The 22,754-nt window shown below is 34.3% G+C and carries 21 protein-coding genes; 12 read left to right on the top strand and 9 right to left on the bottom strand.

Translation table 11 applies throughout. The features are described 5' to 3' along the window. Window positions 1–50: 50 nt before the first annotated feature. The 7 genes from E0W69_RS19555 to E0W69_RS19525 form a co-directional block, all read right to left on the bottom strand. The gene (locus tag E0W69_RS19555; protein WP_131331740.1) at window positions 51–623 is read right to left on the bottom strand and encodes an OmpH family outer membrane protein; all 573 of its coding nucleotides are present in this window, start codon (window positions 621–623) and stop codon (window positions 51–53) included. A gap of 62 nt (window positions 624–685) precedes the next feature. Then, entirely contained in the window at window positions 686–1,180 is a 495-nt protein-coding gene (locus E0W69_RS19550) for an OmpH family outer membrane protein (protein WP_225321330.1), read from the bottom strand. A gap of 39 nt (window positions 1,181–1,219) precedes the next feature. Continuing rightward, the gene (locus E0W69_RS19545; RefSeq protein WP_131331738.1) at window positions 1,220–3,991 is read right to left on the bottom strand and encodes a BamA/OMP85 family outer membrane protein; all 2,772 of its coding nucleotides are present in this window, start codon (window positions 3,989–3,991) and stop codon (window positions 1,220–1,222) included. A 111-nt stretch (window positions 3,992–4,102) separates the two neighbouring features. Next, window positions 4,103–4,864 carry an isoprenyl transferase gene (locus E0W69_RS19540; RefSeq protein ID WP_131331737.1) on the bottom strand — a complete coding sequence of 254 codons (762 nt, stop codon included), beginning with the start codon at window positions 4,862–4,864 and terminating at the stop codon, window positions 4,103–4,105. Window positions 4,865–4,921: 57 nt separating this feature from the next. Continuing rightward, window positions 4,922–5,809: a type IX secretion system protein PorG gene (gene porG / locus E0W69_RS19535; protein ID WP_225321329.1), complete on the bottom strand. Its 888-nt coding sequence runs from the start codon at window positions 5,807–5,809 to the stop codon at window positions 4,922–4,924. A gap of 89 nt (window positions 5,810–5,898) precedes the next feature. Further along, window positions 5,899–6,771 (bottom strand): NAD kinase, encoded by an 873-nt coding sequence (locus E0W69_RS19530; protein WP_131331736.1) that lies wholly within the window; start codon window positions 6,769–6,771, stop codon window positions 5,899–5,901. Window positions 6,772–6,834: 63 nt separating this feature from the next. Then, complete coding sequence (locus tag E0W69_RS19525; protein ID WP_131331735.1) at window positions 6,835–7,812, bottom strand: DUF3078 domain-containing protein; 978 nt, start codon at window positions 7,810–7,812, stop codon at window positions 6,835–6,837. 141 nt (window positions 7,813–7,953) lie between these two features. Here E0W69_RS19525 and miaB point away from each other — a divergent pair, with 141 nt between their 5' ends. From miaB to E0W69_RS19490, 7 genes are all read left to right on the top strand, one after another. Beyond that, on the top strand, window positions 7,954–9,387 hold the full coding sequence (miaB, locus tag E0W69_RS19520) for a tRNA (N6-isopentenyl adenosine(37)-C2)-methylthiotransferase MiaB (protein ID WP_131331734.1): 1,434 nt from the start codon (window positions 7,954–7,956) through the stop codon (window positions 9,385–9,387). Window positions 9,388–9,402: 15 nt separating this feature from the next. Further along, window positions 9,403–10,701 (top strand): sigma-54 interaction domain-containing protein, encoded by a 1,299-nt coding sequence (locus E0W69_RS19515; RefSeq protein ID WP_131331733.1) that lies wholly within the window; start codon window positions 9,403–9,405, stop codon window positions 10,699–10,701. Between the two features lie 10 nt (window positions 10,702–10,711). Beyond that, window positions 10,712–11,236: an LPS assembly lipoprotein LptE gene (gene lptE, locus E0W69_RS19510; RefSeq protein WP_131331732.1), complete on the top strand. Its 525-nt coding sequence runs from the start codon at window positions 10,712–10,714 to the stop codon at window positions 11,234–11,236. 73 nt (window positions 11,237–11,309) lie between these two features. Further along, window positions 11,310–12,827: a ring-infected erythrocyte surface antigen domain-containing protein gene (locus E0W69_RS19505; protein WP_131331731.1), complete on the top strand. Its 1,518-nt coding sequence runs from the start codon at window positions 11,310–11,312 to the stop codon at window positions 12,825–12,827. Further along, window positions 12,827–13,186: a preprotein translocase subunit SecG gene (gene secG / locus E0W69_RS19500; protein ID WP_131331730.1), complete on the top strand. Its 360-nt coding sequence runs from the start codon at window positions 12,827–12,829 to the stop codon at window positions 13,184–13,186. The genes E0W69_RS19505 and secG overlap by 1 nt, the downstream gene beginning before the upstream one ends. Window positions 13,187–13,288: 102 nt before the next feature. Further along, window positions 13,289–14,326, top strand: coding sequence for an endolytic transglycosylase MltG (gene mltG, locus E0W69_RS19495; protein WP_131331729.1), 1,038 nt, complete (start codon window positions 13,289–13,291; stop codon window positions 14,324–14,326). Window positions 14,327–14,332: 6 nt separating this feature from the next. After that, the gene (locus E0W69_RS19490) at window positions 14,333–15,286 is read left to right on the top strand and encodes a YihY/virulence factor BrkB family protein (RefSeq protein ID WP_131331728.1); all 954 of its coding nucleotides are present in this window, start codon (window positions 14,333–14,335) and stop codon (window positions 15,284–15,286) included. 30 nt (window positions 15,287–15,316) lie between these two features. On the opposite strand, the gene gatB is transcribed toward E0W69_RS19490, so the two are convergent. After that, window positions 15,317–16,765, bottom strand: a complete 1,449-nt coding sequence (gene gatB / locus E0W69_RS19485; RefSeq protein ID WP_131331727.1) for an Asp-tRNA(Asn)/Glu-tRNA(Gln) amidotransferase subunit GatB — start codon at window positions 16,763–16,765, stop codon at window positions 15,317–15,319. A gap of 305 nt (window positions 16,766–17,070) precedes the next feature. Continuing rightward, on the bottom strand, window positions 17,071–18,210 hold the full coding sequence (gene tgt / locus E0W69_RS19480; protein WP_131331726.1) for a tRNA guanosine(34) transglycosylase Tgt: 1,140 nt from the start codon (window positions 18,208–18,210) through the stop codon (window positions 17,071–17,073). A gap of 101 nt (window positions 18,211–18,311) precedes the next feature. On the opposite strand from tgt, the gene E0W69_RS19475 reads away from it, so the two are divergent. The 5 genes from E0W69_RS19475 (at window position 18,312) to E0W69_RS19455 (ending at window position 22,735) form a co-directional block, all read left to right on the top strand. Continuing rightward, entirely contained in the window at window positions 18,312–19,139 is an 828-nt protein-coding gene (locus E0W69_RS19475) for a hypothetical protein (RefSeq protein WP_131331725.1), read from the top strand. A gap of 82 nt (window positions 19,140–19,221) precedes the next feature. Further along, window positions 19,222–19,983: a hypothetical protein gene (locus E0W69_RS19470; protein WP_131331724.1), complete on the top strand. Its 762-nt coding sequence runs from the start codon at window positions 19,222–19,224 to the stop codon at window positions 19,981–19,983. 72 nt (window positions 19,984–20,055) lie between these two features. Next, on the top strand, window positions 20,056–20,826 hold the full coding sequence (locus tag E0W69_RS19465) for a hypothetical protein (protein WP_131331723.1): 771 nt from the start codon (window positions 20,056–20,058) through the stop codon (window positions 20,824–20,826). 51 nt (window positions 20,827–20,877) lie between these two features. Next, complete coding sequence (locus tag E0W69_RS19460; RefSeq protein WP_131331722.1) at window positions 20,878–21,990, top strand: glycosyltransferase; 1,113 nt, start codon at window positions 20,878–20,880, stop codon at window positions 21,988–21,990. 103 nt (window positions 21,991–22,093) lie between these two features. Then, window positions 22,094–22,735 carry a DUF4136 domain-containing protein gene (locus tag E0W69_RS19455; protein ID WP_131331721.1) on the top strand — a complete coding sequence of 214 codons (642 nt, stop codon included), beginning with the start codon at window positions 22,094–22,096 and terminating at the stop codon, window positions 22,733–22,735. Window positions 22,736–22,754: the final 19 nt, after the last annotated feature.

Genomic DNA, 22,754 nt, shown 5'->3' with positions numbered 1-22,754 from the left:
ATAATGCGATGCTTCTAAGATATTTATTATTTTAAATAATTCCTAAGTAATTATTTTTTTGCTCCACCAGCTGCAGGAGTTTCATTAGTAGGTAATCCTAAATCCTTAGCTACAAGTAAAAACAAATTAACAACTGGCGCAACTGGATTGAATCCCATATCTAATGCATCTGATTTTAATACCAAGTTGATATGTTGTGCAGCACAAACTTTATCCAATGATTTTTGCACTTTAGCAAATAATGGACGAGCTAATTGAACATATTTAGCTTGAGAAGCTTGTTGAGAAATTGATTGCCAATTCATCAATTGACTAGCAATTTGTTGTTTAGCTTCATTGTTATGATCCATGATTGCTTTTGGGCGTTTAGCAATTGTATCTGCTTTCAACGTACTATCTAATCTTACATATTCACTTTGCAATACTTCATATTGACCACCAATAGAATCTCTTTGATAGATTTGCAACAAACTATCTACCGTACGATATTCTGGTAAATTTTGCATCATTTCTTCAGAGTTGAAAATACCGATTTTCAAAGCTGGTGTTGTCTGCGCATTAGATTGTAATGCAACCATTGTAAAAGCAAATAATGCTATAATACCTACTAAAACCTTTTTCATTTTGTATTTTTCTGTTTTTAATTTGTGTAACAAAAATAAACTACTCTTTGTAATAATCTAATTTATTTTATCTTAATTCCTAAATCGCTTAAAATTTCATCACTTCTATTTAATTTAGGGTCTGCAGCTAAAATAGTAGTTCCGTCGCTTTTATCAAAAATAATATCCAAACCATGTGCCACCATCATGTGTTGCACGGCATTGTAAATTTTATCTTGGATGGGTTGTACTAATTTTTTTCTTTCTTGAAATATTTCCCCCTCATAGCCAAAGTATTTTTCACGTTGTCTGCTAAGTAGTTTTTCCTTATTGGATATTTCAATTTCTCTTTTCTTTTTTAATTCGTCCGAAAGCATGTATTGCTCCGCTTCATAATTTTTTCGCATACGATCCAACTCTATCTGGGCATTGGAAAGTTCCTTCTGCCAACGATTGGCTATTAATTTTAAAGTTTCATCGGCTTGTTGATATTCAGGTATCTTACTTAAGATATATTTGGTATCAACCACCGCATATCGTTGACCGTATGATTTGCCAATACTTAGGCAAATAAACAAAAAAAGAATAAAGTGTTTACAATACTTAAACATAATCTACTAATCTGGTTCGAATCCCATCATGAACGTAAATGAACCCGCGCCCTTTATACCTTGTCCCTTTTGTATTCTATCCAAACCAATACCGTAATCAAATCCTAACAAACCAAACATTGGTAAATTGAAACGCATACCCAAACCTACAGATCTTCTCAATTGGAATGGATTGTAAGATTTAAAATCATACCATCCATTGGCTGCTTCGAAGAACGCTAAACCATAAATCGTACTTGACGGATTTAAACTTAACGGATATCTTAACTCAGTAGTATATTTATTGAAAATTGTGAAATAACTCGTTGCTTGTTGTTGATCTGGATTGATCGTCGGGTTAGAACTTGAATATACTGGATAACCTCTTTGAGATATGATATCATATCCAAGGAAAGAATATGTATTACTCAAACCCGAATTACCCACTTGGAATCTTTCGAATGGAGAAACCTCTATATTTTGATTGGTATTATATTTTCCGATATAACCCATTTTCGCTGCCATCTTCAATACAAATTGCTTGTGATCCTCTCCATGTGCCGCTCCGATAGGGATATACCATTCGCCAGTAAATCTCCATTTGTGATATTCAATCCAGCGATATTTTCTACTATCTGTATAACTTGCAATTTTAGAATCAATCAAGGAGTATGGAGGAGTTAATTGAGCACTCAACATTAAATTGGATCCATTAGTAGGAAATATAGGATTATTTATTGTATATCTATTTAATGTAAATTTAATATTGATATTATTAGAAGCTCCATTTCTAAAGTCCGGCAAATTATAATAATCTATATAATAATTATGCAATTGATAACGTGTATATCCTAATTGTACACCAAATGAGAAGTTATCATCAGGCCATCTTAATTGTTTAGTATATCCAACAGTAATACCCGTGGTTCTAAACCAAGTCGTATCAGATTGAGAATCATATCGACCCGTATAGTAATTATAACCATTAGAATATTTAGTATCTACTAAACTTACATTTAAACCATTTCTCTTTTTCCCTCCTAGCCAAGGCTCCGTAAAGGCAACGTTGTAGGAACGATATGCACGACCATTACTTTGATATCGCAAAGACAACTTCTGCCCGTCTCCTGTAGGAAGGGGACTCCATGCATCTTTATTAAATATATTTTTTGTAGAGAAATTACTAAATGTCAATCCTAAAGTACCAGTCAGACCGATACCACCACCAAAACCAGCACTTAATTCCAATTGATCGGCCGATTTTTCGGCTAACCCCCAGTTAATATCTACCGTACCATCTTCTTGATTAGGTTGTATATCTGGAGTTATTTTTTCTTGATCAAAGAAACCTAAGTTCGCCAATTGTCTTTGCGAGCGAATCAACATTTCACGACTAAACTTATCACCAGGAATAGTGTATAATTCACGGCGTGCTACGTGTTCATTTGTTTTATCATTACCCGCAATTCTTACATATTTAATGGTTGCCTGAGGACCTTCATTCAAACGAATCTCAAAGTTGATCGTGTCTTTGTATACACTTTCAACAGGATTAGCTTGGAAGAATAAATAACCTTGGTTTTGATATAATCCACTTACATCAGCTATCTCAGGATTCATCGTGATACCTAATTTCGTATTTAAGATCTCCTGATTATATACATCTCCCTTCTTAACGCCTAATATTTCATTTAATATAGAGTCAGAATAAAGTGTATTTCCTCTCCATGTGATCGTACCAAAATAGTATTTACGCCCTTCTCTTACTTTTAAAGCAATATCCAAATTTCCTTTAGAATTGTAGTACATGGTATCTTTCAAGATAGCCGCATCTCTATATCCTAATTTATTGTAATAGGCTATCACTTTTTCTTTATCCTCAGTATATTTTTTCTCGTCAAATTTACCAGAATTGAAAATTTTGCCAGGACGGAAATATGGGCTTAAAAATTTACCTGTTAAAGACGGGCGAAGCGGACCACGATCTTTCCAATATTCCGCAAATGGATATTGTGTCTTAATGCCCCAAACTCCAGAATCGGTTGCCGGGTATAAAGTCATTAATCCCATTTCCTTTGTACCCTTCATCTGTTTTTTTAACTGATCGGTAGGAACTTGAGGATTACCAGTAAAATATACGTCACTAATCTTAACTTTCTGCCCCTTGTCAACATAAATATTTAAAGTCGCCCCATTATTACTAAGATAGGAACTATCCTTTGCTTGTTGAATCCTAATATGACTATTTCGAAATCCTTTTTCGTCATAATATTTTTTTATAGCAGAAATCGCATTGATTTTTGCATCATCCGTGATTGTATGTCCCAATACAAGCCCCGTCTTACTTTTTAATTCATCTGCTTGACTCTTAGGAATTCCTTTGAAATACATATGAGTTAAACGAGGACGCTCTACTACATGTAGTTCCAAATACAATTGATCACCTACTAATTTAGTATAATAAATAGATATATCGCTAAATGATTTCTGTGACCAAAGTTTATTAATAGCTTTGGATATATTATCTGCGCCAGGAATTAAAACTTGATCACCAATGGCCAACCCAGAGACGGATATCAACAAACTTGAATCAAAATAATTATTACCAGTCACTGTGATACCAGCGATGATATATTTGTGAGGCGTAGTCTGATTATTAATATTCATCAAATTAGCATCAATTGATGTTATTTGACTAGAGGAATCTCCTTGAGTAGTTACGGGCAATTGAGCAAATACCGATAAGTGTATTAAACTTACAATTAATCCTAGTAAAATAAATTTTAATGGTTTGTACATCCAAAAATACAATTTGAGTTTTGCTCCTAATCTTAATTTAATAAAGTAAATTCCTATAAAAACGGCAAATTAAGTGTATTAATCCAAAGTGTTTGTTAAATCGCTAAAGATTTAATCCAAATTTTCTTGAATTTGTTCACTCGTTTTACCAAAACGTCTTTCTCTCCTTTGAAAATCCACGATTGCATCAAAAAAATGAGATTTTCTGTAATCTGGCCATTGTGTTTCACAAAAATATAATTCTGCATAAGCTAACTGATACAACAAAAAATTACTAATTCTATGTTCGCCTCCCGTCCTTATCATCAATTCTGGATTGGGAAAACTTGAAGTATCTAGATTTTGTGCTACTACATCATCTGTTATATCATCAATTTCCAGATTTCCAGCTTGAATTTGTTTGGCAATCTTCTTAACAGCTTCTTTAATTTCCCAATGACTGCTATAGCTTAACGCCAAAATTAATTTTAAACCTTTATTGGCAGCTGTTTTATCCAAAGCCTCCTGCAATTCTTCTTGTACAGATGTAGGCAACATACTCCTATCTCCAATTACAAATAATCTAATATTATTCTTATTGAGTGTAGGTACCTCTCCATGAATTGTTTTGATTAGTAGTGCCATCAAACCTTCTACTTCGGCTTGAGGACGATCCCAATTCTCTGTGCTAAAAGCGTATAAAGTAAGACATTCAATACCCAATTCAGCAGCACCTTCTGTCACCGATCGTACACTTTCGACACCACTAAAATGCCCAAACAAACGATCCTTGCCTTGTTTTTTGGCCCACCGCCCATTACCATCCATGATAATTGCTACATGATGGGGAAGTCGTTTTTTGTCTATCTTACTAAATATATCTTGCTGCTGCATGAATAGTTTGCTGCATTTAAGCGCGCAAATGTAAGGAAAATGAATGAAAGCGAAATTTTAGTTCTTACTTGGAGGTGGACATTTATAACCATTGAGGTTAAATGATACCCCAATTTGGAATGTCATATAAGAATCTTTACCCGTTCCATTTCCCCTTTGATATCCTTTCGTGCCAATAGCAGTTCCATCATTAGCGACAGCACTTCTATCTTGCAATTGAGATGCATACCAAAGATCTCGGGTACTACCTTTATAAGTATTTGCTTGAAATGCTTGAGCTCCTGCATATGTGGAACTTACATCATCAATATAATCGGTGGTAGTTAATCTGTAATTAACCTCCGCAAATACATTCCAATTCTCATTTAGGGCATACTTTACTCCGACGCCTAGAGGTATTGCTACAGCCATAGATCCATATTTCTTTCCATCATGCTCCGTAGTACTATTCTGACCCTCTGTACCTAATGGACGCAAATACACTTTTTGATCTGTACCATCCACATTCAAATAAGTATATGGGTTATAATTAAATATACCGATACCGGCGGTAACATACGGAGTAAAACGATATTCTTTTATACCAGGCAAAAAGCGGAAAAAATTAAATGTACCTGCAACAGAAAGTTCCCAAATATCTGTATTAAAACTTAGATTTCTTTCTTTGTAAGTTGGATTAGAACTGTAGATGTCTGAATATCCCAAACGGGCATAATTACCAGATGCACGTAATCCAAAATAGTTGTTGATATAATATTGGTAGTAAACACCTCCACTAAATTTCATTCTATTGAATTTTTCGTTCGGATTTAAATCCCCGAAATAATTCGCCAGACCTATAGATGCGCCAATTTCTCCATTATGCTGATAACTGTCGTACCTCTGAGCATATACTGTGACCACTGAAAATGCGACAGCCAACATTAAAAATATTTTTTTCACCATATTGTAATTTGTTCAACCTTTTGGATGTTGAAATTATGCATTTTAGCAATAAACGAAATATTATTTAATTTCTTGCTTTATAATTTTTTTTAATTTCTTTTATCGAGTCCCCATCCCAATTTATTGCGCATCGTCGTTAAAAAGCTATTTTCTTGTAGACGTATAATGCCGACTTCAAAAGCTTCTTTTTTTACCGCAAGTTGGATTCCTTTTTCGACGACAGCACGCCTCGCATCTAATGAACAGATAAATTGATCAGCGCGACTTTCTACTTCAAATGAAATAATACTTTCGCAAGGAACAATTATCGGACGCACATTTAATTGGTGTGGAGCAATGGGCGTTATGACAAAGCTTTGCGCATTTGGATAGAGTACAGGACCATTACAACTGAGATTGTAAGCAGTAGAGCCCGATGGAGTCGCAACGATCAATCCATCACACCAATACGTATTTAAAAATTCACCATTTAAAAACGTATGAATTTTAATCATTGGAGAGGTATCCTTTTTTAGGATAGCAAAATCGTTTAATCCAAATGGTATATCATCAAACAATTGTACATCTCCATCAACATGTACTAAAGAGCGCTTGTCCACGATAAATGAATCATTAAATAAAGCATCTACCGCCATGGATAACTCATCTCTACTCAAAGATGCCAAAAAACCCAATCGTCCAAAATTAATTCCCATAATAGGAATATCTTTTTCTCTAACAATGGTCACACAATCTAGGATGGTGCCATCACCACCGATACTTATCAACGCCTTTATTTCATTTGGAAGATCTTGATATCCGGTAAAAATGTGAATTTCATCTGTTACTATTTCTGGAAAAGCAGTGGCTATAGATTGAAAAAGATAGATTTTGATGCCGTACTGTTTGAGTTGCGAAATCAAACTTATAAACGCACCTTTTTGTTCTGGATCAAAACCTCTACTGTAGATAGCAACTTGCATGGACATCGATTTTCATTCTGATTCTGAACTACAAATTAAAGACATTTAATTGAAAATATTCTGTCATCGGGAGTAACCTGTTTTAATTGGGACTGCAAAGCCAAGCCCAATCGAGCTTAAAACCTGCAATGCAGGACTGGTTCCATTCGGACCAAATTGCTTTATTTTATCATCATATATCAAGTTTAAGGTGTAGTTAGCTGTGATATATTTATTTACCTTAAAAACTAAATAATTAGTAAAATAAATATTGACATTTTGAGGTTTGGATAGATAATCTGCAAATAAATTCAACTTGCCCGTATAAGTTACATTTTTCATAATCGTGTCCGAATAGGTTATCATCGAAAATGCCCCAAACTGATAATAAGCGTGCCTACCGCTATCTACACTATACAACCCTTGTGCAGCCAACTTGCTATTAGATATAAAAGTAGTTCTACTCGTTACTGGAGACATAAAAATATCTAAGGCTTTTTTGATCGGCTTCCAGTCCGCCCCGACGGCCAAGGTTACGTACGCTGGCGAAAAGAACGAAGAAATTAATTTGCTACTATCCTTTGTATAATAAGTTCGACCATCAAACAACTGCGTAATTGGATTTAGCAAAATCGTCGCATACCATTTTTTTGCAGAATCCATCTGTGCTCCATATTTAGAGACCAGATCGAATAAGTCATTATTCTTTTGTCCGCCTAGACTTGCAGTTTGAATATATCCAAAACTGTAGTTTAAAGTATTATCCCAAGTATGCTTATTTTTTCTATGATATAAATAAAAACTTGAAACGGAATTAATCGACATGGAAAATTTCTCACCGCCAGCCGCCCAGTTACTCAATGATGTTTGAGATAGATTCAGATTAGAAGTACCACCTCTCTTCCATACCCATTTTACAGTATCCTTATCATCTTTGCTGATATTGATAAAAATTTGGGAAGGCAAGTCCCTAACTGGTACATTACTTTGCGCAAGCGTAAGACTAGTAAGCATCCAGTTTAAAGCGATAAATAAAAATAATCCTTTTAAATGTCTGTGCATGTAAGAGAATATATAACGAGCTATAATTTTAATTTTTCATGCAAATATAAAATTGTGGCTATTGATTTTGTTGTTAATAAACTGCCAATATGACATTTACCCATTTTTTATCTATTTTTGCCCACTGAAACAAATTAAGGCATGGAAGCATTGGAATTAACCGACAAAAAAATAGATGAAGTTCGTCAAGGAGAGGCATTTAGTCCTTTTGACAACGATCCAAATAAATATAGTAAAAAATTTTACATTGAAAGTTATGGCTGCGCCATGAATTTCAGTGATAGTGAGATAGTTGCATCCATTTTACAAGGCGAGGGATTTGGTGCAACACGTAATACGGAAGAAGCAGATCTTATTTTCATCAATACTTGTTCGATCAGAGAAAAAGCGGAACAAACGGTCCGTAAACGCTTGACTGAATTTAGAAAAATGAAAAAAGAAAAACCTGGAATGCTTGTAGGCGTTTTGGGGTGCATGGCGGAAAGATTGAAATCCAAATTTTTGGAAGAAGAAAAATTAGTGGATTTAGTAATTGGACCGGATGCCTATAGAACTTTGCCTGGTTTGATCACTGAGGCGGAAACAGGTCAAAAAGGAGTCAACGTTCTTTTGAGCAGAGAGGAAACTTATTCCGATATTGCGCCAGTACGTTTAAATAGCAATGGTATTTCCGCATTTATATCTATTATGCGTGGTTGTAACAATATGTGTAGTTTTTGCGTTGTGCCTTTTACGAGAGGTAGAGAAAGGAGTCGGGATGCACATTCTATCGTTAATGAAGCGCGTGATTTATTTGAAAGAGGGTATAAAGAAGTGACTTTATTGGGACAGAATGTGGATAGTTACTATTTCACTGATTCCAACCATCCGATGGATAAAGCCATTACATTTGCCCAATTATTGGAAATGGTAGCGTTGGTAGATCCATCTTTGCGTGTAAGATTTAGCACTTCACATCCGAAAGATATTACAGAGGATGTGTTAATTACAATTAGCAAATATGAAAATATTTGCAATTATATTCATTTGCCATTACAAAGTGGAAGCTCGAGAGTATTACAATTAATGAATCGTACTTATACACGTGATTGGTACAAAGCAAAAATTGACCAAATCAGAAAAATCCTTCCAGAATGTGGTATTAGCTCCGATATTATCACGGGATTCTGCACAGAAACTGAGGAAGATCATCAAGATACATTGAGTTTGATGGAATATAGCGAATATGATATGAGCTATATGTTTTTCTATAGCGAACGTCCAGGAACGCTTGCCGCAAGAAGGTATGAAGACGATATTCCAGAAGAAACGAAAAAAAGAAGATTAGCGGAAGTGGTAGCACTTCAAAATAGACTTTCCCATGAAAGTAATAAAAAAGATGTAGGCAAATCATACAAAGTCTTGATCGAAGGAGAAAGCAAAAAAAATGATCAAGAATGGAAAGGCCGCAGTTCTCAAAATAAAACGATCGTTTTTCCTAAAGCGGATTTCGATGTACAAGCTGGAGACTATGTTATGGTAAAAGTTACAAGCTGTACGCAAGCTACCTTATTAGGAGAAATCGAATCTATCTAAGCCCAATTATATATAATGTCTGAAATTCAATCTATAAAAAATCGATTTGGAATTATCGGTAACTCACCTGCATTGAATCATGCATTGGATGTTGCTATTCAAGTCGCTGCAACAGATTTAAGTGTATTGATCGTCGGAGAGAGTGGTGTGGGAAAAGAAGCATTTTCGCAGATAATTCACTCACTTTCTTCGCGTAAACATAATTCTTTCATCGCTGTCAACTGTGGTGCGATTCCTGAGGGGACTATTGATTCGGAATTATTTGGACATGAAAAAGGTTCATTTACAGGAGCAGTAGACGCACGCAAAGGTTACTTCGAAACGGTCAATGGAGGAACTATTTTCTTAGATGAAATTGGGGAAATGCCTATTGGTACACAAGCAAGATTATTGCGAGTATTGGAAACTGGCGAATTTATTCGTGTGGGTAGTTCGAAAGTTCAAAAAACAGACGTTCGCGTAATTGCTGCAACGAATAGAGATTTGTATGATTTTACCCAAACCGGCAAATTTCGTCAAGATTTGTATTTTCGATTGAGTACAGTTCCGATTCGTGTACCTGCGTTAAGAGATCGTAAAGAAGATATTCCTTTATTATTTAGAAAATTTGTAGTGGACTTTTCTGAGCGCTATAAAACAACACCCGTTCAATTGGATGATGCCGCTAAAAATTGGTTAGTTAATTATTCTTGGCCAGGAAATATTCGTGAATTAAAAAATATTGCTGAGCAAATTTCGGTATTAAGTAAAACTAAAGAAATTGATATTACGGCACTGCAATCCTATATTCCTGATAAGAATGAAAATAGATTACCTGCACTAGCTGGAGATTCTAATAATGGTGGCGGCACTTCATTTGCCAACGAAAGGGAGATTTTGTATAAGTTATTCTTTGAAATGAAAAAAGATGTTACGGAATTAAAAAAAATGTTTTTAGAACTGATTCAAAACCCCGCCTTAGCTTCTCAATCTGAAAGATATACGCAACAGTCGGTTTTCAATGATTATAATGGCAATGCAGATGGTAGAACTTTGCCTGCGCCATATACTCCAGCAGAAAATCATGATTTTAAAACAGAAGAAATCACGACGCACAATAATGCACAACCATTTGTAATTACTTCTGATGAGCATGATGGATACAACGAACACGAGAATGTGGAAGAAACGTTGAATATTATTGATAAGGAAAAAGAATTGATAACCAAAGCCTTGAAAAAACATCGCGGAAAACGAAAAGATGCGGCTTTAGATTTGGGAATCAGTGAACGTACTTTGTACCGAAAATTAAAAGAATACGACATTAACGATTAAATTAAAGACAATGTATTTATCTAAATATCTAAAAATAGGTGTACTCTTAATTATTTTGTGTTCACTTATTTCCTGTGGTGTGTATTCTTTTAAAAATACTATCATTCCGGATAATGTAAAAACAGTACACATTAATTTGTTTACCAATAAAGCACGTTATATCAATCCGCAAGTAGGTCCAAAGATCACAGATGCATTGGTACAACAGATTAACAATCAAACTAAATTGACATTAACGGATGACAACAATGCTGATTATCAAATTAGTGGTTATATTTCTGGCTACGATGTCACAACTTCAGGTATTGGTTCTACAACAGGTACACAAACCGCAAGCATGAACCGTCTAGTGGTTACTTTTCACTTAATATGGGTGGATGCGACGAAGAATAACAAGAAACAAGAATTCAATGTAACGCAGAATTTTGATTTCTCCTCCAATCTGAGTTTACAAGAAGCCGAAGTCTCCTTAATGAGTGATATTGTCAAAAATGTAAGTGAGTCCATATTCAATGATATTTTTGGGAACTGGTAAAATAAAATATTCAAATTAGCTATTATAATGTAGGTTTGTAGGGTTACACACCTATAGTTTTTCAAATGTGAAAATGTCAGAGTTGGAAAATAATATTGTTACTTGGCTAACCGGAAAGCCTACACTTGCAGACGTTTCTGTGTCGCAGTTGGAAAATATTGTGTCGCAGTATCCTTACTTTACCATTGCGCAATTATTGTTGACCGCAAAGTTAAAAGAGCAAAATCATCCAGGATATAATCGTCAATTACAAAAGACAGCATTAAATTTTCAAGATCCCAAATGGCTATTTTTTCAACTCAATCAATTAACTGAGTTAAAAAAAGCAGATACAGATTTGTCTAATTTAGCGAAAGAAGAGTTATTTATAAATAACTCTACCGATACAATTGAGACGTCTCCTAATTTAGAAATTATGGAATCTTTCGTCAGCAATGTGTTAGTTGATGAAGAAAAACCTGTAATTACGGAAGAAAATATTCCACAAAAAGATATTCACGCAGAAAAGGAAAAAGTAAAAGCATTCCTAAAGTCTGTCATCGATAATCCAAACACACAATTAGAAGAAAAAAATTTCGAAAATACTTGGACAGCAAAAGAAGAAAACATCGCTCCAATAGAAACTTTTGAACCTATTCCCACACCAACCGAAAATGAACAAACTGAAACTTTTACGGAAAGTGTAGATGAATATATTGCTGAAAATGACCAACCCAATATCAAAATAATAGAAAATGGAAATTTCATTTCAGACACGATTGAAGATTCTGCTGCGGAAGAAATTCTAAACGGCGAGGAAGATTCTATTTCAGATAATACAGCTATCAACGGTGAAAATAATTTTACCGAAAACATGGATGAATATATTGGGGAAAAGGATCAACCTAACATTGTGGATTTATCTGAAAATATAGAAGAACAACGTTCTGTATCACCGGAATTTCCAGATGAATCTGTTGCGCCGATTGAACCAATTGTTGAAAATATAGCAGCAGATACTACGGTTTCAGAAAGCACAACAGAAGCTGAATCAAACGAAGCTATTGTTGAAAGTAATACCGAACATGAGCATTCAACCTCAGAAGTAAATGAAACAATTGAGGAAGAAGCTATTACTCCGGAAGTAGAAGAGGAAAATCTAATTGGAGAAAAAATGTCTGCAAAACTTGCAAACATAGCCTCTTCTTTCAAATCAGAAGCAGTTCCAAAACAGCTACTATTATCCGAAGAGGCAACGCCTGCACACGTAAAGGATTATTTCGCCTCTATAGGAGTTAAGGTCAACAACAATATCCAAAGCGATTTTGGACAAAAAGTAAAGAAATTTACGGAATGGCTCAAGGTGATGAAAAAGATTGGAGCTGATGGCCAATTAATACAAACTTCCGAAAAGGAAGAACTTAAAGTAGCTCAAGACGCAGCAAAATCTAACCAAAATTCGGACATTGTAACAGAAGCAATGGTTGACGTATTAACCAAACAGGGCAAAAAAAACGAGGCAATAGAAATTTTAAATAGATTAAGTTTGCTCAAACCGGAGAAATCCGCTTATTTTGCATCTCAAATTAACGATTTAAACGAAAATAAATAATGGTACTTTTCTTTTTTATATTAGTAATCATTGCAAGTGCAATCTTGGGATTCTTTGTTTTGATACAAAATCCTAAAGGTGGTGGTCTTTCTGGAAACATTGGTGGATTTGGTAACCAATTCATGGGAGTAAAACAAACTACAGATGTTTTGGAAAAAGGAACTTGGATTTTTGCAGCCGTTATCGGTGTTCTTTGCTTGATCTCTGTAATATTTTTCAAAGGAGCTGGCAATGGGGCAACCAATGACAATTCTATTTTGAAAAATTTGAATACAAATGCACCAGTTCAGCAAACAGCTCCAGCACAATCTGCTCCTGCACAAAACACAGCACCGGCTCCAGCGGCTCCAGCAAAATAGTATATTTAAAATAATTGATATTTCATCCTGTTCTTCTATGAGAACAGGTTTTTTTATGCTTACTTTGTATTCAAATAATAGTTAACCTAAAATTATTGTAAGGTGAAAATTTTATTTAGATCGATTATCGCTATTGCTATATTAGTTTTGATCATTGGACTGTATTTTGCCAAAAGCAGTGCCTCCAATTTCTCTGATGAGCATGTTTTCGTTTATGTAAGTGAAGGTAAAGATGCCAGAACAGAAATATTAGATCAATTAGAGAACAAAAATTTTATTAAAAATCAATCACTATTTACGCTTCTCGCAGACAAATTAAATGCTTGGAAACGAGTCTCAACTGGAAGATTTGAAATCAGAAAAGGAAGTTCGCTTTTAGACATAGTCCGTCTATTTAGAAATAATAAACAAGAACCAATAAAATTGGTGATCAATAAATTACGTACAAGAGCCAATCTCGCAGGACTATTAGGTAAAAAATTTAGACAAGATTCTCTTCAAGATTTGCAATTTTTAAATAGCAATGATTCTTTAAAAAAATTGGACACAGATACCAATACAGTAATGGCACTTGTCATCCCTGATACCTATTTATTAAATTGGAATCTTTCCATTGACAAAATATTAGATCGATTAAAAGATTATGCCAATGATTTTTGGTCAAAGGATAATAGAAAAGAGAAGGCCGCAAAATTAGGATTAACCACATTGCAAGTGTACACTTTGGCTTCCATCGTGGAAGAAGAAACAAATACACAAGCTGAAAAAGGAAATGTCGCTAGCGTATATTACAATAGATACAAAGCCAATATGCCATTGGGCGCAGATCCTACCATTCGATTTGCATTGAATGACTTTACAATAAAACGTGTGTTGTCAGGACATTTGCAAGTTCCTTCTCCTTACAATACGTATCGCAATAAAGGCTTGCCTCCAGGACCTATATGTACGCCGTCACAAAAAACAATTGATGCCGTATTAGATGAACCAACAACAAAATATATGTATTTTGTAGCAAATAGTGATTTTAGTGGCACGCATCACTTTAGTGAAACTTATCAAGAGCATTTAGATTATGCAAAAAAATATCAAACCGCTTTAGACGCTGAAATGGCCAAAAAAGCGAACAGCACAAAGTAAGCTCATTTGACTAATTTAGAAAGACTTTTACTGAACAGTACACCAGCATGCATCATCCGAAAGAAGTTGCAAGGTATTGTGCTACCTGGATTTTTAGGGTTGCCATTGTACGATGTATATCGCTATTTTTTGAATACAATTAGAAAAGAAGGATTGAGTATTCGTTCTGCGGCAATGTCCTTTAATATCTTGTTGGCGATTCCGGCAGTATTTCTTTTTATATGTTCCTTATTGCCTTACTTGCCGATTTCGCGTCAGATATTTAATGCATTAGCCAATTTGCTTTATGATTTAACGCCAGACAGAAATACCAGAAGAATTTTGCGGCATTTTTTAGATGATCTATTTAATAAACAAAAAAATGGATTGTTGTCGTTGGGTTTTATTTTAACCTTATTCTACTCTTCTAATGCGGTGATGGGAATCATTCGCGCATTTGATAAAAGTGTTTCTAAAAAATTAAAGACTAATTTTATTAAAAAACGTTGGCGAGCAATTAAACTCTTATTGCTTTTAATCCTGTTGCTTCTTGGTAATTTATTGATTTCCATGACACAAGGCGCATTATTCAATAAGGTAATGACTTGGTTGCACATCAAAAGTCCAGAAATCAAGGCCTTGGTAAAAAGTTTACGTTGGATTGTCATTTTCTTTTTGTTTCTATTTTCCATTAGTTTTTTATACAAATACGCGCCAACAATAAAAAGAACAAAACGACTGATCACGCCAGGTGCTATAATTGGCACAGTCTTAATTATTTTATGTACCTCCGTATTTTCCTATTGGGCACAGAACATTTCAAACTATAGCAAATTCTATGGTTCGATAGGTTCCGTAATGATCATTATGCTATTGATATTTTTCAATTCAATGATGCTTTTGATCGGTTTTGAGATTGATATGAGTATCCGAAATGTCAAGGAAATGCATCAACAAGCCATAAAAAATGGCGTATATTAGAAACATACGCCATTTTTTATATTAGATTTTCTACTTCAATTTTTCTTGTAATATTTCGGTAACGATTTTGGGATCAGCTTTGCCCTTACTGAGTTTTTTCACTTGCCCTACAAACATTCCAATCAATCCCGTTTTACCCTTTTGATATTCCTTTACTTTATCTGGCATGGATTGTAAAACCTCATCCACCCATTTATCCAATTCATTAGAATCACTCACCTGAATTAAATTTTCATTTTGAGCAATTCCTAACGGAGTTAATGTCGAATTTTGTGCTAATAATGGTAAAATTTTGGAAGAAGCAATGCTAAAATTTACTTTCCCTTCTTCAATCAAATTGATCAAATCTGAAAGCTGAGCTGGCGTGATTGTCAATTGTTCGAATGAAATACCATGATCATTATTCCATTGTCTCAATGGACCATTGATCCAATTGGCGATGGCTTTGTAATTTTTATTTATAGAAATAATTTTTTCAAAATAATCTGCAGTTGATTTATCTGCACAGATCAATTCCGCATCGTATTCACTCAAGCCTAATTCATTCTGATACTTATCCTGCAATACGAAAGAAAACGTTGGTAATTGGGCTTTGATTTTTTGAATATAAACTTCATCAATTTCTATTGGCGCCAAATCTGGTTCTGGGAAATAGCGATAATCATTTGCTTCTTCCTTATCACGCAATGCAAATGTGGTATCATTTGAGGCATCGAAACTTCTTGTTTGTTGTATCACAGTTCCGCCAGCTTCCACCAAATCGATCATTCTATCAATTTCAAATTCAATCGCTTTTTTGACATTACGAATAGAATTCAAATTTTTCACTTCTACTTTAGTGCCCAATTTCGTCTCTCCTTTCAAACGAATAGAAACATTAGCATCGCAGCGCAAACTACCTTCTTCCATATTGCCGTCGCAAATACCAATCCAACGAACCAATTTTCTGACTTCAGTCACATATTGAAATGCTTCTTCTGCAGAATGCATATCCGGCAAAGTCACGATTTCAATCAATGGTACGCCAGCACGATTGTAATCAACGCAAGTACGGTCATCATACACATCATGAATACTTTTACCTGCGTCATCTTCCAAATGGATATGATCCAATTGTACATTACGATAATGATCACCAGATTTAATACGCACTTCACCACCATCACAGATGGGATGTACATTTTGAGATATTTGAAATCCCTTTGGCAAATCGGGATAAAAATAATTTTTTCTAGAGAAATAAGTAAAGTCAGCAATCTTACAATTGCATGCAATTCCCATTTTTACAGCGTATTCAACCGCTTTCTTGTTTGTTTTAGGTAGTGTTCCTGGCAAAGCTAGCGTAATCGGACTCACATGAGTATTGGGAGCGCCTCCAAAAGCAGCACTATCCCCGCAAAACAATTTGGTTTCGGTACCTAATTGCGCATGCACTTCCAATCCTATGACTACTTCGTATTTATCTTTCAAGTCTGACATGGCGCAAAAATACATTTTCAACAAGTAACCCATCTATATTTCCCTAAATTCTTCTATCTGAATAAGTATATTTAAAATTTATCAAAAAAATGACTAAAAATAGCTATATACTATTCAAAACCGTCTATCTAACTTTGCCCCAGTTCGAAATATATAAATAATGAAATTACCAATAAAAGTTCGAGCCGTTGTTAACCTATTGAATATACTAAAAAAGTATACAATTCTAAACTCTTTTTAAATGAAAATCGGCATTTGAATGAATTCAAAATGCCGATTTTCTCTTTTAGAGAAAAACCATTTTATTATAATCTAGTTTTCAACTTTACAACCATTTCATTTTTCCAACTTGTAAAATCTCCGGCAATTATATGTTCTCTTGCCTGTCCTACTAACCAAAGATAAAAAGCAAGATTGTGAATACTTGCCAATTCTAAAGCTAAAATCTCTTGCGAATGAACTAAATGACGCAAATAAGCTTTGGTATAATAATTACTCGTTTCACATTCAAATCCAGAATCAATAGGCGTAAAATCTTTTTCCCATTTTTTATTCTTAATATTAATCACCCCTTCTGTAGTAAATAACATACCATTTCTACCATTACGCGTAGGCATAACGCAGTCAAACATATCCACCCCCAATGCAATACCTTCCAATATATTCCATGGCGTCCCCACTCCCATCAGATAACGAGGTTTATCTTGTGGCAAATATTCGCAACAAAGACCTGTAAATTCATATAATTTATCTTCTGGTTCGCCCACACTCAGACCTCCGATAGCATTGCCAACTGCATTTTTGGACGCGATATATTCACAAGAAGCTTTACGCAAATCAGGAAATACACTTCCTTGAACTATAGGAAATAAATTTTGAGTATATCCATACATGTTATCGGTTTCATCCAACCTTTTGATACATCGATCTAACCATCGATGCGTCATCTCCATACTTTTTCGCGTATAATTATAGTCGCTACCGAACGGTGTACATTCATCAAATGCCATAATAATATCGGCACCAATGGAGCGCTCAATATCCATCACTTTTTCTGGGGAAAACAAATGACGGCTTCCATCTATATGGCTTTGAAAAGTGACACCTTCTTCTTTAATCTTTCTTGTTCCAGCAAGGGAAAATACTTGATAGCCACCGCTATCCGTCAAAATCGGACGATCCCAACCATTGAATTTATGCAATCCTCCGGCTGCTTCTAAGACATCAGTCCCAGGACGCAAATACAAATGATAAGTATTTCCCAAAATTATTTGGGCTTTTATATCGTTTTTTAATTGTTGTTGATTTACTGCTTTAACACTCCCGACGGTGCCGACAGGCATGAATATGGGTGTTAATATTTCTCCGTGATCTGTGGTAATTTTGCCTGCTCTAGCTTTGGACTGATTGTCTTCCTTGTGAAGTTCGAATTTTAAAGATGCCATTTTGCAAAGGTATTACAATCAAATATTATTCGTTAATTAAGGTTGAAAATCTAATAAAAATTACTCAGTTTCAATAACTTTGAATAATTTGCCCTATAATTATGACGCAGAAATTCTACAACAAAATTAACTTCGGGAGACTTTCCTTTTTGTTGTGCATTTTTGTTTTCACGTCTTTACATAGTTTTTCCCAAGAAAAAAAATTATTACACGGTATTATTACTACCAACTCTGTCGCAGTAGCGGCAAGTGGAGTATTAGTTACAACGACTAGTGGTCAACAAACAACGACAGATTCGTTAGGAAAATTTACTATTCCTGCGTCTTATATGGATACTTTATTTTTCTATATCGGTACGATTAAAAGTTCGCCCTTTCCTGCAGCCGAGATCACTGATTGGAATAATTTTGAATTGCCCATAAGAGATTTGCAAAAATCAATTACGCAAGCCAATTACATCCCCAAAACCTTGCGTTTCAGTGATGGAACTACTTTAGAATCTGTTACAGTTACGACCAGAGATTTCCATAAAGATTCCTTAGAAAATCGTCAAGCTTACGGAAGTACATTTGCCTATAGTAACCCGAAATTTAATCCATTGACCCCTATAAGTTCCATGGCTAGTATTCTTAATTTCAAGAAGAAAAAAACCATGAAACGGATGCAAAGGCATTTGTTATTTGAAGAGCAGCAAGGCTATATCGACTCCAGATTTAACAAATCTGTCATCGTAAATAATATTGGAAGAAAAGTCGATCTTAGCTTAGTGGATGGTTATATAAAAAAATATAGACCGACTTATGACCAAGTCGAATATATGGAAAATCTAGACCTATTAATGTATATTAGAAAGACATACGACCAATATGAAAAAGACATAAAAAGTGGTAAAATTTCTACTGATAGCACCAACATTAACAAAAATTAAACGAGAATACGCTTCAAATGGCATTATTTTGCTATAGCTTATTTTAGATTTTTTACTATTAAAGTATAATAATTACAAGATTTTGAAGCGATACATATATTTATTATTTATAGGTTTATTCTTTTCATTTTCCCATATATATGCACAACAAAAAATATTAAAAGGAAAAATTAGTGCTGGAATGACCACTGAGTCTACTGAAGGAATTATGTTGGAAACGACATCTGGAGATATGACATTTTCAGATGCGAGTGGTAATTTTTCTGTTTCGTATAAACCAAATGATACGTTGAAATTTTATATCGCTGGCAAGTACAGAAGTCAATATCCTATAGATAGTTTGGCTAAAATACCAAACTTAATGATGTCTCTTCAATCTGTAAGAAACACACCCCTCAATACAGGAAAAATTACTTATTTCCCAACTAATGATGATACTACCACCTTAAATAATGTTACTGTTAGAACAAGAAATTATCATGCAGACTCCTTAAATAATAGAAAAGAATATGGAGATGCGTATAACTATACCAAACCGAAAGTTAAATCTGCTTTTGATGTTTTAAATGTTGGGAAAATGGAAGAGGTGCTTAATTTTAAAAAGAAAAAACAGCACCAAATGTTGAAAGATAATCTTCAACGTGAGGAACAAGAAGGTTATATAGATAATCGATTTACCCGCACTTTTGTACGCAAATACCTAGGACAAAGTATTTCAGATGAAAAACTTGAAGATTTTATGCGAAAATATCGCCCAAAATATGAAGAAATTGTAGGTATGTCAGACTTGGAATTGATTGATTATATTCGGATAAGTTACACGCAATATCAGAAAAAGGGATAGGAATTTTTCCTATCCTTTTTTCATAATTATGACTAACTTACCTAGGAATAATAACGTCCAAATAAACTAACCTTGAATAGAAAAGCTATTGTCCTATTAATTTTTCTGATCAGCGTAACTTTTTGCAAGGCACAAAAGATTTTAAAAGGAAAAATTAGTGCTGGTATGACCACAGAGTCCGTTGAAGGCATTATGATTGAGGCTTCGTCTGGAGATATGGCATTTACGAATACTGATGGGAATTTTTCCATTCATTATCAACCAAATGACACGGTATCTTTTTTTATTTCGGGCAAATTAACCAACAAATTATCTGCGGACAGTTTGGCCAAAATTCAAAATTTAATCATTTCCCTACAACTGATTAGGAATAAACCAATGAGAACAGGGAAAATCACCTATTTCAATCAAAATCTGGATACAACTACCTTCAATAACGTCACGGTAACAGCTAAAAATTATCATGCAGATTCTCTTGCGCGAAGAAATGAATACAAAGAAGCATTTAATTATACCAAACCCAAGTTGAAATTTGGAGAAGATTGGGGTCCTACGTATATCAATGTTGGCAAATTGGCAGAAACACTCAATAAAAAAAAGAAGAAGCGACATACTATTTTGAAAAACAATCTTTTACGAGAAGAAAAAGAAGATTATGTAGACAATCGCTTTAATAGATCATTTGTCCAAAAATATTTGGAACAAAACATCACGGATGAAAAATTACAAGATTTCATGCGAAAATACCGCCCAAAGTATGAAGATATTGTCGGCATGTCAGATTTAGAATTGATTGATTATATTCGTATAAATTATAAACAATATCAGGAAAATAGTGAATAACCAATTGCTATTTTCTTCTATTTTAAGCAAACATAATTCTAAATTTGTCTAATGCAGTATATCGGACGCATCATCATTATCGCATTTGCTTTTGTAATAGTTTGCCAACTATTTTACTATTTATATTATTTCATCCGATTGGCATTTTATCAGTCCAAAAAGAAAACTGCCTCACAAGAATATCCAGTAAGCGTTGTTATTTGTGCTAAAGACGAAGCAGCGAAAATCGTCAAAAATCTTCCTGGTGTATTATTACAAGATTATAAAACGACGCATGAAATTGTCATGGTCAATGACAATTCTGTAGACGACACAAAATTTCTTTTAGAAGAATTTCAAAAAAAATTCAAACAATTACAAGTCGTAACGCTCACGCAAGAAGCCAAACTCATCGTAGGTAAAAAATTCCCTTTATCTATGGGAATTAAAGAATCCAAATACGACACTTTATTGCTTACTGATGCCGATTGTACACCAGCAAGTGAATTTTGGATACAGAAAATGCAAGAGGCCTATGATGAGAATATTGATATCGTTTTGGGATACGGGCCCTATGCCAAAAGAAAAGGAACTTTAAATAAAATAATTAGATTCGAAACATTCCATACAGCCTTACAATATTTATCCTTTGCATTAGCAGGAGATGCTTATATGGGCGTCGGCAGAAATCTTTCGTATAAAAGAAATGTTTTTTTAAAAAATAAAGGATTTTCATCGATCAATATGATCCCTGGAGGAGACGATGATTTATTTATTAATAAAATCGCCAACAAATCCAACACCGCAATCGTAATAGATAAAGAAGCTTACACAATAAGCGAACCCAAAAAGACTTGGAAAGAGTGGAAAAAACAAAAATTTAGACACTATACCACTGCCAAATATTACAAACCCAAATACAAATTTTTGTTGGGATTGTATTCCTTATCTGGCTTTTTTGTTTATCCATTGTTCATAGCATCCTTGTTTTATTTTTGGAAAATAGCCTTAGCGTTATTTGCGATTCGCATGATTGTTTTAGCTTTTGTATGGTATCGTTCTATGGAAAAATTAGAGGAACAAGATCTTTGGAAATACTTTATACTATTTGATGTTTGGATGTTTTTATATTATATCGTATTTGCCCCTTCTATCCTACGCAAACCAGCTAAAAAATGGAAATAATTTTTTTCTAAAATTTTAGATTTGCATATAACTTTTCCACAAAAAAAAGGTCTATTGAACATACCACAAGTTTGTAAATTTTAAAAGGCAAATATTATCATTTATGAAAGGCTTGTTTAAAACCCTTCTCGTTTGTACTGGCATAGTTGTGTCTATTGCCAGCTGTACTAAAGATCCCACAGACAACCTCACCGCAGAAGAGTCTCGAGTGTATATCACACAAAGAGATACATCTGCAGATTTCACATCTTACAGTACATTTTATATCCCCGATTCGGTTTCCTTAGTTAAAGGAAATAAAGAAGTTAAAGAACTTTCTAACATCGACACGGCATATATTAATGCCACTTCAAGATATATGACAGCTGCCGGCTATACACAGACGACAGACTCTAGCAAGGCCGATCTTGGCGTCAATATCAACAGAATTTACAATATCTATACTGGATATTATAGTTATGGCGGATATTGGGGTGGTTATGGCGGATATTGGGATCCTGGTTATTATTGGGGATTGGGTGGTTACGGATATGGTTATCCTGGATTTGTGGGCACTTATTACATCACTGATGTTTCCATTTCTATCAATATTTTGGATTTGAAAAATGCGAAAACAAATAAAACCATCAATCTACTTTGGTTAGGTTCTATCAACGGATCAGGTGTTGCTAACAACAATAATCCAAGTATTGCAGATAGCCAAGTCGGTAAATTATTTGCGCAATCAACCTATTTAAAAAAATAATCTATTAATCTTTTTAGAT

This window comes from Rhizosphaericola mali (genome assembly GCF_004337365.2).
Taxonomy (GTDB): domain Bacteria; phylum Bacteroidota; class Bacteroidia; order Chitinophagales; family Chitinophagaceae; genus Rhizosphaericola; species Rhizosphaericola mali.
The sequence above is the reverse complement of the archived record's forward strand: the minus strand, read 5'-3'. Positions and strand labels throughout refer to the sequence as shown.